Source organism: Micrococcaceae bacterium Sec5.1, assembly GCA_039636795.1.
Classification (GTDB): Bacteria; Actinomycetota; Actinomycetes; order Actinomycetales; family Micrococcaceae; genus Arthrobacter.
This window is the reverse complement of the sequence record CP143430.1, coordinates 2,323,428-2,338,779: the sequence shown is the minus strand read 5'-3', so window position 1 is coordinate 2,338,779 and position 15,352 is coordinate 2,323,428. Positions and strand designations below refer to the sequence as shown.

The window sequence follows — 15,352 nt, the reverse complement described above, 5'->3', positions numbered from 1 at the left end:
TGGTCAGCAGGTTTGTTGGAGAGATGATTCAAATGGGTTGGCACTGATGGATAGCTACCTCATTTGCGGGTTCGTACCCGCTGGGCCACCGTGTAACCCGACACTGCAACGAGCAGGATGATGCCGTAAATGACTTGCTCGGTCGCATTTGGGATGTTCAGCAGCGGGGTGACATTGTCGAGCAGCGAGAGGAACACGGCACCCAGAAGGGCGCCGACGAACGAGCCCCTGCCGCCGGTCATAACTGCCCCTCCCAGGAACACTGCGGCGAACGCGGGAAGAGAGTAGGTAGCTCCGACGGCGTTGGAGCCGATGCCTGTCTGGGATGCCAGGAGCACGCCACCGACGACTGCGCCGAGAGCACACACGAGAAGTCCGACGGCCCGAATGACGCCGACTTGCCGCCCGATCCTACGACTTGCTTCGGGATTGAAGCCAGCAGCTCGCACTGCCAGCCCCGTACGGCTGCGGAATAGCCAGAGTTCCAGTGCGATTGTCAGCACGATCAGGCCGATAAAGGGGGCCGGCAGGAATGCAATTCCGAGGCTGACTGCTGTTCCGAGGTCGGGCGCAATGACACCACCCGGGGCTGGGCGCAGGATGATTGCAATTCCCTGGACAATGCCCATGGTGGCGATAGTGGCGACCACGGCGTTGATTTTGAGCCAGCCAATCAGCACTGCGTTGAAACCGCCGATGGCCGCCGCGACGAGAAGAAGCAATGGAATCGTTGCCAGCAGCGACGCGGTACTTAAGTCCGGTAGCGTCATGGAGACCAAGACTACGGTAAGACTTATTGTTGACCCGATAGATAGGTCGAAGCCTCTCGAAAGCATGGTGAACTGCTGTCCGAGGGCGACGAAGGCTAGTGGAAGGGCGATGATCAGCATGTTCGCCAGGTTGGGCCCGGTCCAGAAAAAGGGCGATTGGCTGCCTGCATATCCCGCCACTATTGCAGTCAGCAGCAACAGAACAACTATGGGGAAATTTGAGGTGGCGCGTGCGATGAGTCGGGACATGAGCCCCGCGTCGCTTGGCACTTGATCGACGTGGCTTTGGTCGACGTCAGCTGCACTGACAAAGCCACGGACGATGGCGGACTCGGTCATCGGACTGGCGATTTCCTGGACCACCTTGCCCCGTGACATAACGTAGACCCTGTCGCACAGCCCTGCCAGTTCAGCAGAGTCTGAGGAATTTACGAGTACGGCCATTCCTTCCTCGGCTGCACTGGACAGGACGCGGTAGATGTCCATGCGGGCCCGCGCGTCGACACCTTGAGTCGGTTCATCGACTATCAGGACTTTGGGGGGCCGCAGAGCTGGCCTGGCCAGGACTGCTTTCTGCTGATTACCCCCGGATAGGCCGCTGATGGGCTGGTAGGGCGATGCTGCCACGATGCCGAGCTGCTTCGAAACCTTACTGAAAGCCGCCCGCAAGTGGCCCGGCAAGGCGAGACCGAATGGGCCGCTTTCAGGACCCAGCTGCGCAGTAGCGTTTTCCATAACGGACAGTTCGCTGTAGACAGACTCCACGGCGCGATCTCCGCTTTGGAAACTGATCCCGGCATCTAAAGCGGCTGATGGACCGCTCCGTCCAACGTGCTTGCCGTCGACGAGGATCTCTCCGGAGGTGCGCTTTTCTCCGATGAGGCCTCGCAGGAGGGCGCGTTGTCCGTTGCCTTCTGCTCCTGCGACGCCGACGATCTCGCCTGGACGGACGCTGATGGACACGGGGCCGTACCCCTGCCCGGCCAGATCCCGGACCTCGAGCCTGTCACCCTGCGCTTTGGACGGCGTCCGCGTGGGAAACTCGAGATCGGTTGGCGCGCCGACCATGACTTCGACTATTTCATCCACTTCCCAGTTTCGGCCACTCCAGGTTCCCTGGATCACTCCGTCACGGAGGACGGTGAGCCTGTCGGCGAGGCGGCGGACCTCTTCGAGCCGGTGACTGACGTAAACGATGGCGACTCCCTCGTCGCGGGACTGACGGATCAGCCCCTCCAGGTGTGCCGCGTACTGCATGTCCAGGGCCGCTGTCGGTTCATCGAGCATCAGGACGCGTGGCTGGTGGCTCATGGCCCTCGCGACTTCGAGGAGCTGGCGTGCGCCTGGGCCCAGCGCGCCGACGAGGTCCGTGGGCTTGAAAGGCAGGTCATAGCGGGCAAGAAGGCGGTCCAGATCCACCGGACGCGGCTCGCCGATGGCGTTGAAGGATAGCGCGATGTTGTCGGCGACGGTAAGTTCCTCAACCAATGAGGTGTCCTGGTACGCAGTCATCAGCCCGAGTTTGCGGGCGCGTTTCACCGATCCGCCGGCCAGTGCTTGGCCTCCGATCGTGACTTCGCCAGTGTCATGGGTAAGGACGCCCGATGCGATCTTGATAAGCGTGGACTTCCCGGAGCCATTTTCTCCCACGAGTGCATGGACTTCTCCTGGCCGGCAGTCGAAGTTGACGTCGCTGAGGGCCTTCACGCCCGGGTACGACTTGGACACTCCCGCGAGGACGACGGCTGGCTCCTTCGAGTCAGTCTCCGCAGGCACAGAGCCGGCTTGTGTAGTCCCCACGTCCATGATTTTTTCCACTACATGTTCTCCTTTGGTCCTTCGCGACGGCGGCGGCGTGAGTTGACTCGTCATTTCAGTGGCCTTCCCAGCTGCAGCGCTGCAATCCGCCGGATTCCGGCGAGGCCGTATTGGCTGATGGTGATCGCCGCCACTGCGACGACAAGGGTGAAGCCCTGAATCATAATTCGCGCGCCCGTGGGGAACCCGGCCACAACAAGTGCCTGATCCAGCAACTGCAGGAAGACGCAGGATACGAGCAGGCTTGCGACGCTGGTTGGGCCGCCACTGAAGGTGAGCCCGGCGATAGCCACGGCCGTCACCGTCGCGAGTTGGTAGGGTGCGCCGATGGAGATGTCCGGCGTTCCAATGAAGCCGGCAATCAGCACACCGGCGATTCCGTAGAGAAGGCCGACGGCGGCGAATGTGCTCATCTGTACCAGGGCAACCCGCACGCCGAGGGCGGTCGCTGCCCGAGGATTCGATCCGACCTGGGCGACCCTGCGCCCCGCACGGGTGTAGGAGAGAACAGCAGCAAGGATCAAACCGACAATGAGCGCCGCTATGAAGCACATGTTGATGTTCAGGAGGGACCACTGCGCAAATTGCTGCAGCTGCTCCGGCGCTTCCCCAGTCAGCGAGAAAGACACACCGGTCCACAGAAGCATCCCGCCCGTGACAATTCCGTAGGTAGCCAGTGTGACGATGATCGAGTTGAGTCGAAGAACGCAGATAAAGAAGCCGTTGACGATGCCTATAAACATGGACAGCACAAGGGCTGCGGGAATGACGAGCCACAGGTTTGCTCCCGGCACACCGTAGTGGACTACTATTCCGGCCGAGGCAGCAACCACGGCAGAGACCGAAAGATCGATTGCGCCCAACATCACGACAAGCATCTGCCCCATTGCTGCCAAAGCGAGAACACCCGCGAGGGCACTGACGACCCGGACTGAATTCCCACCCAGGCTGGCGGGGGCAATCACCAATGCAAAAAGCAGCAGCAGGAGCAGTGCGCCCCAGCTGGCCAGATATCGCGCCGGAAATCGGTACTTCAAGTCCGTCAGCCGGTTTTGGGAGGCGGCCGGCGGAATGTAGGTCGGGCCGTTCCGTGTCACATCTGTAGTCATCGCGGATACCTCCGCAGGGTTTTCAACACTTCTTTGAACCTCCGGGTCAGAAGCAGCATTGCTTCACTGAAGTTTCGGCCAGAGCGACCGAAGGATTGGTTCGCGCGGATTGGCTGCATTTTCCTCCACCTAACGCGAACGTGTTGTAGGTCACAAGCGGTTTTGCTCATGCGCTGCGCAAGGCAGGAGACTTTCCCGCCGATGGGCGGTCAGGCACTCCTGCCCTTGAAATAGTCATCCACCCCCGGCCAAACCAGGGATTACGGCTTCCGGCCCCTCCGCTTCGTCCACGTAGGAGCCGATTCCGATTGATTGACACTATCCCACATTACGAGATATTCTTCAAGCGTGAGCAAGAACACAAAGCCGTTCCTGTCCATGTGGAGATGGCGATAAAGCCGACTTCTGGCCACTGCAGCGCGGCTCTACAAGCTTCATGACCTTGAGCGGAGGCTCAAAAGCTTTGCCATCCGTCCCAGCTCGCTAATTCTTGGGCGCCCATATCAAAGGAGAGCCATGGGCGCACCCACCAAACATCCCGATGAGGAGTTACTTCGATGAGAATGGCACCCCGGGCCCGCACAGGGCCCAATAAGAACCGCTCGGTTCTTCAGCTGCTGGCAGTGTTTCTGCTGGCGGCCTTGCTGGACGGCTGCTCGACGACGACGGGCCCGTCAGGCGGCTCGGGCACCACCGGGGCCGCGTCCGGCGATGACATCACCGCGCAGAGTGTGGACCAGCAGGCACTCTCGGCCACAATCAAAAAGACCTTCCTCACCGACATTCCCATTTCCGATCTGAACCCCGTGGTGGCAGATGCCATGGCCGCCGCTTCCCGGTCATTTACGCCTGAGCAAAATGAACTGTTCAAAAGCTGCCTCCAGCAGGGCTCCTGCGACACCGGCCACGGGTCCCTGACGGTGGCCCTGGCGATGCAGAACGCAAATCCTTGGGTCAGCGTCTTCCGCGGTGAAGCCACGGCGCAGGCGCTGGCCTATCCGCAAGTCAAGAAGATCGTCTACAACAACGCCAACGGCGACGTCGCGGCCGTACTGGCGAATCTGCGGAGTCTGATCGCGCAAAGAGTTGACATCATCGTTACCGACCCGGTTTTCGGTGGCGCAATCGCGTCCGCGCTTCAGCAGGCCAAGCAGGCAGGAATCACGGTGGTCACGGTAAACAGCGAGCTCCCGGACGACGCGGCCTCCTCCGTGTCCGCCCAGGTCCCGCTGTCGCTCTGCGACCTCTACACCGAGGGCACCCAAGCCCTGGTGAAGGAATTGGGGAACAACAAGTCCTACGCGCTCTACACGGGCATCCCAGGTAACAGCAGCGCTTCGGCATGGCAACCATGCGCAAAGAAGGTCCTTGACGATGCCGGCTGGACCCAAGTCACCGAGGGTTTCACTCAATGGACTCCTCAGGGCGCAGCGCAAGCGGCAAACGCCCTCCTGGCCTCCGGCCAGGAACCAGCAGCGATCATCTATGACTACACCACCGACGATTTCGCGAAGCCCTACATCAGCGAGGGCAGGACTCCACCCGTCTTCTTGAGCGACGTCATGAACCACTCCTGGCTTTCACTCGTCCAGCAGGCCAAACAGTCCGGTACCAAGGTGACCTCCTGGCTCGCCAGCAGCCATGTCTGGTTCGGCCGATTCGGAGTCACCGCCGGTATCAAGATCAAGGAAGGTCAGCAGATCCCAGCCAAGGTCCCCGTGCGTGTGCCCTCCGTGGCGACTGACTCAGTGCTCGACACCAACAGTGCGGACATCCCCTCCAGTATCCCCGTATCGAGCCTGCTCACACCCGAGCAAATGAACCTCGCGCTGGCAGCTCCCTAAGCATCGTCTTCCTCACATAAGCCGCGGGCCCCATCCAATCCGGAACCCGCGGCTTTGGGGATCATCACTCTGCGCTTCCTCCGCAGCCGAGGATTCACGCCGCTGAGACCGCACCACGCGGAATGCCCCAAACGCGCTATCACTGCCTGCCCAGGCTTTTCCGAAGCCTGCCTGCATATCACAAATTGTCCCCGGGCACCCCATCGAAGGAGAACTGTGGGCGCCCCCATCCATCCACTGAGGAGATACATCGATGAAAAAGACATTTCCATCCCGCCCAAGGCCGCACAAGAACAGACCGGGCCTTCAACTGCTGTCAGCGTTCCTGCTGGCAGCGTCGTTGGCAGCCTGCTCCACGACCGGGTCATCCGGCGGTTCAAACGCGCCTGCGACCGCTTCCGGCGATGACATCACCGCCCAAAGCGTCGACCAGCAGGCTCTCACGGCCACGATCAAGAAGACCTTCCTGACCGACATCCCCGTTTCCGATCTGGACCCGGTAGTGGCCGACACCATGGCAGCTGCCTCAAAGCCACTCACACCCGAGCAAAATGCACTGTTCAAAACCTGCCTGCAACAGAGCTCCTGCGACACCGGTCGCGGCTCCCTGACCGTTGCCATCGCACTAGAGAACAGCAACTCCTTCGCCAGCATCATGCGCGGCGAAGCCACAGCCCAGGCACTCGCGTACCCGCAGGTGAAGAAAATCGTCTACAACAACGCCAACGGCGATGTCGCGGCGGTGCTGGCGAACCTGCGAAGCCTGGTGGCCCAGAAGGTGGACATCATCGTGACCGACCCGGTCTTCGGTGGAGCCATCGCGTCCGCGCTGCAGCAGGCCAAGCAGGCGGGAGTGACAGTCGTCACATATAACACCCCGCTCCCCGGGGATGTTACGTCCTCGGTGTCTGCACAGATCCCGCTGGCGCTGTGCGACCTGTATACCGAGGGCGCCCAGACGTTGGTGAAACAGCTTGGCAACAACAAGACCTACGCGCTGTACACCGGCATCCCCGGCAACAGCAACGCCGCAGCATGGCAGCCGTGCGCAAAGAAGGTCCTCGAAGGGGCCGGCTGGACCCAGATCACGGAGGGCTTCACCCAGTGGACAGCGCAAGGCGCAGCGCAGGCTGCCAACGCCCTTCTCGCATCGGGTCAGCAGCCTGACGCCATCATCTATGACGACACGACCGATGACTTCCTGAAGCCCTATATTGCCGATCGCAAGACACCCCCGGCCTTCCTTAGCGACGTGATGACCCACTCATGGTTCACGGCGGTTCAGCAGGCGAAGGATGCCGGTATCAGCCCGAAGTCCTGGCTGGCAAGCAGCCACGTCTGGTTCCCCCGCTTCGGCGTCACGGCCGGAATCAAGATCAGGGAAGGCCAGCAGGTTCCCGCTGAGGTGCCCGTTCGGGTACCGGTTGTCACAACCGATTCGGTTATGGACATCAACAGCCCTGAAATCCCTTCCCGTGTTCCCGCTTCCAGCCTGCTCACGCCCGAGCAGATGAACCTCGCACTGGCAGCACCATAAGCAGATTCGGCCTCACAAAGCCGCGGGTTCCACTCTCCGGGACCCGCGGGCCTTGGCAAGCAGCTTTCACCACGCATCTCTTGCGTGTCGCCAGGGCTTGCCCGTTTGTCACAGCCTGTCATCGGCGCCCACATCAAAGGCAAATCCATGTGCGCCGCTACCCATCCACTGAGGAGTTACACTAAATGAACGTGACATCCCCGGCCCGCTCAGGGCCACACAAGAACCGATCGGTTGCTCAACTGCTGTCAGCGTTCCTGCTGGCAGCGTCGTTGGCAGCCTGCTCTACGACGGGGTCCTCCGGCGGTTCCAGCGCGCCTGCGACCGCTTCCGGCGATGACATCACCGCCCAAAGCGTCGACCAGCAGGCCCTCGCGGCCACGATCAAGAAGACCTTCCTGACCGACATCCCCGTTTCCGATCTGGACCCGGTTGCGGCAGACGCCATGGCAGCTGCCTCAAAGCCACTCACACCCGAGCAAAATGCACTATTCAAAACCTGCCTGCAACAGGGTTCCTGCGACACCGGACACGGTACGCTGACTGTTGCCCTGGCGATGCAAAGCAGCAACGCGTGGGGCAACATTTTCCGCGGCGAAGCCACGGCTCAGGCGTTGGCCTATCCGCAGGTCAAGAAGATCGTCTATAACAACGCCAACGGCGACGTCGCCGCGGTACTGGCGAACCTGCGCAGCCTTATCGCCCAGAAGGTCGACATCATCGTGACCGACCCGGTCTTTGGTGGAGCCATCGCGTCCGCGCTGCAGCAGGCCAAGCAGGCAGGGATCACCGTTGTTACAGTGAACACCCCGCTCCCAGGTGACGCAGCATCGTCCGTGTCAGCCCAGGTCCCACTGGCCCTTTGCGAGCTCTACACCGAGGGCGCCCAGGCCCTGGTGAAGGAATTGGGGAACGGCAAGTCCTACGCGCTCTACACCGGCATCCCCGGCAACAGCAACGCCGCAGAATGGCAGCCCTGCCTGAAAAAGGTCCTCGACGGTGCAGGCTGGACCCAGACCACGGAGGGCTTCACCCAGTGGACAGCGCAAGGCGCGGCGCAGGCTGCGAACGCCCTTCTGGCCTCGGGACAGGAGCCCGCGGCAGTCATCTACGACTACACCACCGACGACTTCCTGAAGCCCTACATCGACGATCGCAAGACACCGCCGGCCTTTCTGAGCGACGTGATGAACTACTCGTGGCTCACCATGGTCAAGCAGGCGAAGGACGCTGGAATCACGCCCAAGTCCTGGCTCGCGAGCAGCCACGTCTGGTTCGGCCGGTTTGGCGTCACTGCCGGGATCAAGATTAAGGAAGGCCGGGAGGTACCCGCCCAGGTTCCTGTGCGGGTTCCAACCGTTTCAAGCGACCTGGTCCTTGACACCAACAGCCCGGAGATCCCCTCCAGCGTCCCCGTTTCCAGCCTGCTCACGCCTGAGAATATGAACATCGCGCTGGCAGCACCGTAAGCAGGTTCGGTCTCAAAAGGCAGCACCCCGGTTCCATGGGATCCGGGGTGCTGCACTTTTGACGTGACGAAAGGTTCAGCTCCGGGGAGCCAACGCCCTTACCAATTCCACGGCATCGGGAATAGTTTCAAGGTTTTGTGCGATGCGTTCTGCAGCGGCAATCTGATCGTATGCCGGGCGCGTGGCTGAGGCATTCGCACAGTCCCGGAACTTTTGTCCTATGGCCTTCCAGTCCAACGGGGCTTCCGGGTTGCCCGGGACACCGGTTCCCACCATGTTGAATGTCCTGCCGTCTGTCATTTCGAGCTCTACGCGTCCTGGGGGCAGCTCGAGCTTCCAGTCAAGGCTTGCGTCGCCCACGGGAACTATCTTCTGGGCGACGGCCAGGACTCTGGGATCCTTCAGCGCTTCCTCGGTGAAATGTGACACCTTCACACCCCGATGAACGGCCGCTACAGCCACCAGGAAGGGAAGACTGAACTTGGCGTCCACCAGCGTTGCCGGGGCGCGCCTCTCCTCCAGCGGCCGACACATCAGATAGTGATAATCCCCGACGTGGAGACGGATTTCCCTTACGTCGTCCAGTTGAAGGTTGTTCTCGTTCAACAGCTCAATCGTGGCGTGGATGTGGCTATGGGCTGTGCCCACGGTCGGCCAGAGCTTATACAGGGTTCCGCTGCCTTTGAAGTCTTTCCCGAGGCCTTCGAGGATGGCTTCGCGGTCGTATCGGCCGTCGAAGTAGGTGTTGAAGAATCCATATTGACCCTCGAAGACGGTCGGGACTCCGGTCACGCCTTTCTGGGCGAGCAGTACAGCGAGAACGGCACCTTTAGCCGAGAACCCGGCATACATTCCGCGGACATTCCCGCCAGTCCCGGCGACAAGTTCCATAAGCCCGGCCGACTGCATGGTAGCGATGCCGAAGGCATTGATCATCTCTTCCCGCGACAAATGCAGCAGGTGGCCGGCGGCAGCAACAGCGGCGAACACTCCTATCACGGGCGAAAGGTTCCAGTCCTTTTTCCATCCAACGTTGCAGCGCAGGCGGGCGAAGATGTCCTGCCCGGCGGCGACCGCGGCGATCATGTCCTCGCCTGTTGCACCCCCGAGGCGTTCCGCAACGGCGAATGCCGCCGGGATGATGGAACTGGACGAATGCTGACCCCAAGGGGTTTGATCGTCGTAGTCCAGGCAGTGCGCCATGGCGCCGTTAGCGAACGCAGCCATGATTGCGGGAGCTTTACCCCCGAAAGCGAGTATTGACGATTCGGGCCGGCCAGCGCTTTCGTTGACGATCTCCACTAGTCCGCGAACGGCCGGTTCCGTTCCGCTCGCGGCAAGGATGACCCCGAACGTGTCCAGGATGCTCTTCTTTGCCGCCTCAACAGCCTCCGGAGGCGTATTGGCGTAGCTCGTCTCAACAACAAAGTTAGCGAAATGTTCAACCAAATCACTGGAAAGCTCAGGCATGAGACACCTTTCGTCTTGGTCATCATGAAAACGCCCAACGTAAAAACAGGAGCAATGGCCGGATATTGACCAAGTCCCATAATGCAGGATATCATCAACAGCAGCGGGGATTACGCGCATCAATGCCAAAGCTACGAGATTGCCCACATGTTCGCGCGCGCCCCAACGAACACTTAGCCGAAGGTAGTAAGACGCATGACTGAACAATGTCGATCGAACCAGTGCAAAACGTGCACCGGCCCAGCCAAACCCAACCGTATTTCATTGGTCATGCCGGAGCAGGTATTGCTGCCTGTCGCTCCCCCTCCCTTGGCCACAACCGGTAGCGCCCCGTGCGAAATACAAGCGCGGCAGGAGAAGTAATCATGAAAGCTGTTGTTTTCGAGGGCGAGGGCAGGCTTGAGATCCGCGACTATCCGGATCCGGTACCCGGACCTGATGAAGTGGTCATCCGTATGAAGGCCTCTGGTATGTGTGGGAGCGATCTTCATCACCTCCACGGTCCGCAGCGTACGGGAGCTGAACTGGTGATTGAAGGGCATGAGCCCTGTGGGATTGTCGAGCTTGTCGGCGACGCTGTACGGCCCACCGAAGCCAAAGTCGGGGACCGCGTTATGGTCCATCACTACGACGGGTGCCGCACCTGCCAGTATTGCCGGTCCGGTTGGACGCAGTACTGCCCGAACGCGCGCATCGTTTACGGCGGCCTGAACGGCGACGGCGGGCATGCGGACTTCATGAAGGTTCCCGCGCACACACTCATCAAATTGCCCGACTCCCTCTCGTTCAAGACCGGCGCGGCCATCTCGTGTGGCACCGGAACGGCGTTCGCAGCCATCAAAAGGGTCGAGCTTTCCGCCGACGAAACGGTAGCGGTCTTTGGTCAAGGACCGGTTGGGCTGAGCGTCACGATGTTGGCGAAGGCATTCGGCGCCAGGGTCATTGCTATCGACGTCGAGCCTTCACGGTTGGACATGGCCAAACAACTTGGCGCCGATTACCTTGTCAACTCCCGGGAGCAGGACCCCGTTGCCGTTATTCGCGAGCTGACCCGACGCGGCGAAGGCGCTGACAAATCCATCGAATGCAGCGCTATTCCAGCCGTACGCCGGCAAGCGATACAGGCAGTCCGGCCCTGGGGCACCGCATGCATGGTCGGCGTCTTCGGCAAAATCGATGTGGACAGTGAAGAACTCATCCATTTGCATAAAACCGTCCTCGGGTCACTCACCTTCAGCAAGAACCAGCAGGAAGACTGCGCCCAGTTCATCGCCGAACGCGGCCTGGACGTTGAATCGCTGTTCACCAACGAATTCCGGCTGGCCGAAGCAGAGCAGGCGTACGAGCTGTTCGATCAACGCAAGATCGGCAAAGGCGTCTTCATTTTTGATTGACGGAATGTCAAAGGGTCATCTGAGAGGAAAATCATGACCACCGAGCAGAAGTTCGCTTTGAGCGAGCAGGCGCAGGATTTCCTGTCCCGCGATGTGCACCACCTCTTTATCGATGGACAGCGGGTCCCTGCGGCGTCGGGAAAGACACTGACCACGACGAATCCGTCCACCGGAGAGTTTCTGGCGCGGTTTGCTTCCGGCGGTGAGGCCGACGTCGACCGTGCCGTCCTCGCTGCACGAAAGGCATTCAAGGGTCCGTGGAGCACCTGGACACCGTACGAGCGCCAGGGATTGCTGACCCGCATCGCCCAGGTCCTTGACGAAAGATTCGAGGAACTGATCCAGATCGAAGCGCTGGACATGGGCGCCCCGATCTCAAGGCTGCGCAACTCCAAGCCCGCCCTGATGAAGATGCTGGCATTCTTCGCCGGACAGGCTACCAACATCTCAGGCGAGACACTGATGAACGGCATCCCCGGCAACGTCGCGACCATGACACTGAAGGCCCCGGTCGGTGTCATCGGCGGCATCATCCCCTGGAACGGCCCCCTCGGCGGTCAGTTCTGGATCATCGGGGCCGTTCTGGCCAGCGGCTGCACCACGGTGCTCAAGCCGTCGGAGGAGGCCTTTCTGTCAGTTTTGCGGGTTGCCGAGATTCTCCACGAAGCCGGCGTGCCCGCAGGCGTCATCAATGTCGTCACGGGGTTGGGCAGCGATGCCGGCAACGCGCTGGCGGCCCACCCCGACGTGGACCGCATCGCTTTCACCGGCTCGACTGAAACCGGCCGGCGCATCATCGAGGCGTCCACGACGAATATCAAAAAGCTGCAGCTGGAACTGGGCGGCAAGTCCGCGGACATTGTGTGCGCGGACGCGGACCTGGACAAGGCCGTTCCCGGCGCCGCAATGGGCGTTTTCGCCAACTCCGGCCAGGTTTGCTATGCGGGCACGCGGGTGCTGGTTCAGCGGTCCATCGTTGACGAGTTCACCCGGCGGCTGCTGGCCTTCATGCAAACCCAGCGGGTCGGGCAGGCCCTGGACGACGCGGCCACCATGGGCCCGGTCATCTCCCAACAGCAGTTGGACACTGTCCTGTCCTACATCGACATCGGCAAGAACGAAGGGGCCGAACTGCTTCACGGCGGCCAACGGCTCGGGGACGAACTCGGCAACGGATACTACGTCCAACCCACCGTCTTCGGTGCCGTGACCAACCAGATGCGCATCGCCCGCGAAGAGATCTTCGGCCCGGTCCTTTCGATCCTGTCCTTCGACGACATCGACGAAGCCATCACCATCGCCAACGACAGCGATTTCGGCCTCGGCGGAGCAGTATGGTCACAAAACCTCTCCACCGCCCTTCAGGTGGTCCACGGCGTCCACACCGGCACCATGTGGGTGAACTGCTACGGCTACATCGACCCCCTGGTCGGATTCAGCGGCACCAAGATGAGCGGCTACGGCTACAAAGGCACCGCCGCACACATGGACAACTACCTCTACACCAAAAGCGTCTACATGCAACTCTAACCATGCGAAGCCGGGCAACCACAAAGAGAGGGATCGGACGCAGTCATGGCAGAAAGCGCTTTGCCGACCAGTACCGATGAGGTGACAGATAGTCAGGACTCCACTGGCAGTCTGGCGAGGATGCTCAACGTTTTAGAGCTCTTTACCGACACCAGGCCAGTCTGGTCCGCAGCTGCCCTCATCGAGGCTCTGGAGACCTCGCGCTCTACAGGATACCGATATATCAAAATCCTGCATGACGCTGGCCTGCTCACCGCCGTGCGCAACGGCTATTACAGCCTGGGCCCGCGGATCGTCGAGATGGACCTGCAGATTCGCCGGACCGACCCACTTCTCCTGGCCAGTCAAGGCGTGCTCGAGGACCTGGTGGACAAGATCGGGCACTCCGCTCTTCTGCTAACGGCGTTCCGTGACTCGGTCCTGTGTATCGGAGAGTACCGCGCCCCATTGAGTCCCGCCAACCGCTTCAACCGCGGGCAGCGGCGCCCTTTGTTCCAAGGAGCCGGGTCGAAGGTCATCCTGGCCCATCTCCCCCACCACCGCCTGAAAACCATCTACACCAGGCACAGCACCGAAATAGATGACGCCGGACTGGGTGGTACATGGAGCGTCTTCCGCAAGACCTTGGGCGGGATCAAGAAAGACGGCTACCTCCTGACCAAAGGAGAGTTCAACCCCGGCGTCTACGGAGTTGCAGCACCCATCCTCACCGGCCAGAAAACAGCCCTGGGCAGTGTGGGAGTCGCGTGGAATGAAAACGAGCGGCGCGATGTCGACGTCCAGCACGCAGTGCTCGCCGTAAAACAGGCTGCAACGACCATATCCAAACGCCTCCTGGAAAACAGCACCCTTCACGAGCCAGAAGGTCCGCCAGTGGCCAGGGCCCATCCATCGCCGCAGGCCACCTCAAGATAGCCACGCATAAAGAGTGCCAGTCTCAACACAACGCCCCCCATGGCACCAGTCGGTTTTGGGGGGCGCTATCACTGTTTGCGGGCGAGAGACGTGTACCTCAGTGGTCCTTCAATCCACCCTCAACAAGGGGAAAGGACGTGTAGACGAACGTTGCCGGTCGCGGCTGCAGGTTTCGTAGGTCATGCATAGTGCCCCGCAAAACGATCGAGTCCCCGAAGCCCAGCGTCACATCGCCATCCTGAAGTACGAAGTCCAGTTCACCGTCGAGCATCGTGATCACGTGCAGGGAGGGGTCGGTATGCAGGTCCGGCCTTGCCGGCTCGCCGCCTTTCGCCGCCGGTACGGTAAGGATCCGAACGACGGCTCCTTGCATCGGTGCAGCCGGCCCCAAGGTCCACTCGGGCTCCGGTCGATCGTCGGGCTCAGCGGGGATAGTCCGCTGTTGCCACAACTCCTGCAGCACGATTCCGTTGGGGAGACGGGTAGAGGGCAGGTTTCGATCGTCCGCGATGACCGTGGATGCTGAACTGTCATTGAGGCCCACGATTACTCGACGGGCCAAAGGCAGGTCAGAACTCTCGCGTTGCATAAGATCTTCCTCTCTGTTTGCCGCTAAATGAAGCCTCAGCGAACTACGCTGACGTGAACCGCTGAGACCACACAAGGCTTATCCGTCCGATTCCGCCACGCGTGTTTGGTACCCCGCTGAACGATGGTGTCACCCTGCCTCATGGTCGTCTCGCCCGTGTCAAGCAACACAATCGCCTCTCCTGAAATGATGGTGACGATATCGATGGTGTCAGTTGTGTGCATGCCGGGGGCATCCGTGGGATCAACTGCATCGCCGGCACCAGACTCGGCAAGAATTCGCGCGTAGCCTCCTTCGTAATCCCACTCGCTGTCAGGAGCAAAGGCAGTGATTACGTAGTTATAGCCAGCCGGAGGCGGCGGGATGATCGAGGCGTTACCTGGACCGTTGGGCGCCATGACAGGCGTGGGGACCTCCGTCGCTTGCCACAGGTGGTTACGCGTATAGCCGTCCGCGACGAGCCGGTCAGTCGTCGCACCGTCGCTAACAAAAGTCGACCGGCCGTCGGCATCTAGTCCGGTAACGATGAGGCGGGACTGAAAGTCCCGATGTTCTCCAGCCATGGTTATGGTCCTTTCCAATGGTGTTCTTGTTCCTTCGCCGCAAAGAGCGCGAATCTTTCCGTAGGGGCCGCACCCTGTTTTGGCCAAAAGCGCAGTCTCCGTGTCTCGCACTAGGGTGTGGCAGTCGCGCATGCTCGTGGAATTGACTATGTCCCAGATTGCAGGATATTGTCAATTATGAACTGTGCGCACCGTCACAGCATTGTCACCCAGCTCATTGAGCCAACGGGCATTAGCAGCCCCATCACGGTCCCTCTCGAATCGGTGCCACCGAGTCGAGAAGGACCAGTTCAACACACCGTCGTGTTCGCGCCGCTGCGCATCGGACACCCGAATTAAGGTAA

General features: G+C 60.8%; 11 protein-coding genes. 6 read left to right on the top strand and 5 right to left on the bottom strand.

What is annotated here, in order from left to right:
- Window positions 1–59: 59 nt before the first annotated feature.
- Together VUN82_10795 and VUN82_10790 are read right to left on the bottom strand one after the other, a co-directional pair.
- The gene (locus VUN82_10795; protein ID XAS74271.1) at window positions 60–2,588 is read right to left on the bottom strand and encodes an ATP-binding cassette domain-containing protein; all 2,529 of its coding nucleotides are present in this window, start codon (window positions 2,586–2,588) and stop codon (window positions 60–62) included.
- Between the two features lie 50 nt (window positions 2,589–2,638).
- Window positions 2,639–3,697 carry an ABC transporter permease gene (locus VUN82_10790; GenBank protein XAS74270.1) on the bottom strand — a complete coding sequence of 353 codons (1,059 nt, stop codon included), beginning with the start codon at window positions 3,695–3,697 and terminating at the stop codon, window positions 2,639–2,641.
- 557 nt (window positions 3,698–4,254) lie between these two features.
- Between VUN82_10790 and VUN82_10785 the strand changes: the two genes are divergently transcribed.
- The 3 genes from VUN82_10785 (at window position 4,255) to VUN82_10775 (ending at window position 8,547) form a co-directional block, all read left to right on the top strand.
- Window positions 4,255–5,541, top strand: coding sequence for a substrate-binding domain-containing protein (locus VUN82_10785; GenBank protein ID XAS74269.1), 1,287 nt, complete (start codon window positions 4,255–4,257; stop codon window positions 5,539–5,541).
- A gap of 253 nt (window positions 5,542–5,794) precedes the next feature.
- Window positions 5,795–7,078, top strand: coding sequence for a substrate-binding domain-containing protein (locus VUN82_10780; protein XAS74268.1), 1,284 nt, complete (start codon window positions 5,795–5,797; stop codon window positions 7,076–7,078).
- Between the two features lie 185 nt (window positions 7,079–7,263).
- Complete coding sequence (locus VUN82_10775) at window positions 7,264–8,547, top strand: substrate-binding domain-containing protein (GenBank protein XAS74267.1); 1,284 nt, start codon at window positions 7,264–7,266, stop codon at window positions 8,545–8,547.
- Between the two features lie 75 nt (window positions 8,548–8,622).
- On the opposite strand, the gene VUN82_10770 is transcribed toward VUN82_10775, so the two are convergent.
- Entirely contained in the window at window positions 8,623–10,017 is a 1,395-nt protein-coding gene (locus VUN82_10770) for an MmgE/PrpD family protein (GenBank protein ID XAS74266.1), read from the bottom strand.
- A 365-nt stretch (window positions 10,018–10,382) separates the two neighbouring features.
- On the opposite strand from VUN82_10770, the gene VUN82_10765 reads away from it, so the two are divergent.
- The 3 genes from VUN82_10765 (at window position 10,383) to VUN82_10755 (ending at window position 13,856) form a co-directional block, all read left to right on the top strand.
- Complete coding sequence (locus VUN82_10765; GenBank protein XAS74265.1) at window positions 10,383–11,411, top strand: zinc-binding dehydrogenase; 1,029 nt, start codon at window positions 10,383–10,385, stop codon at window positions 11,409–11,411.
- Between the two features lie 33 nt (window positions 11,412–11,444).
- On the top strand, window positions 11,445–12,941 hold the full coding sequence (locus VUN82_10760; protein XAS74264.1) for an aldehyde dehydrogenase family protein: 1,497 nt from the start codon (window positions 11,445–11,447) through the stop codon (window positions 12,939–12,941).
- Between the two features lie 120 nt (window positions 12,942–13,061).
- A complete protein-coding gene (locus tag VUN82_10755) occupies window positions 13,062–13,856 on the top strand; it encodes an IclR family transcriptional regulator C-terminal domain-containing protein (protein XAS74263.1) in 795 nt (264 codons plus the stop codon).
- A 97-nt stretch (window positions 13,857–13,953) separates the two neighbouring features.
- Here VUN82_10755 and VUN82_10750 read toward each other — a convergent pair whose 3' ends face one another.
- Entirely contained in the window at window positions 13,954–14,445 is a 492-nt protein-coding gene (locus VUN82_10750; protein XAS74262.1) for a hypothetical protein, read from the bottom strand.
- A gap of 35 nt (window positions 14,446–14,480) precedes the next feature.
- Window positions 14,481–15,008 carry a cupin domain-containing protein gene (locus VUN82_10745; GenBank protein ID XAS74261.1) on the bottom strand — a complete coding sequence of 176 codons (528 nt, stop codon included), beginning with the start codon at window positions 15,006–15,008 and terminating at the stop codon, window positions 14,481–14,483.
- Window positions 15,009–15,352 lie beyond the last annotated feature (344 nt).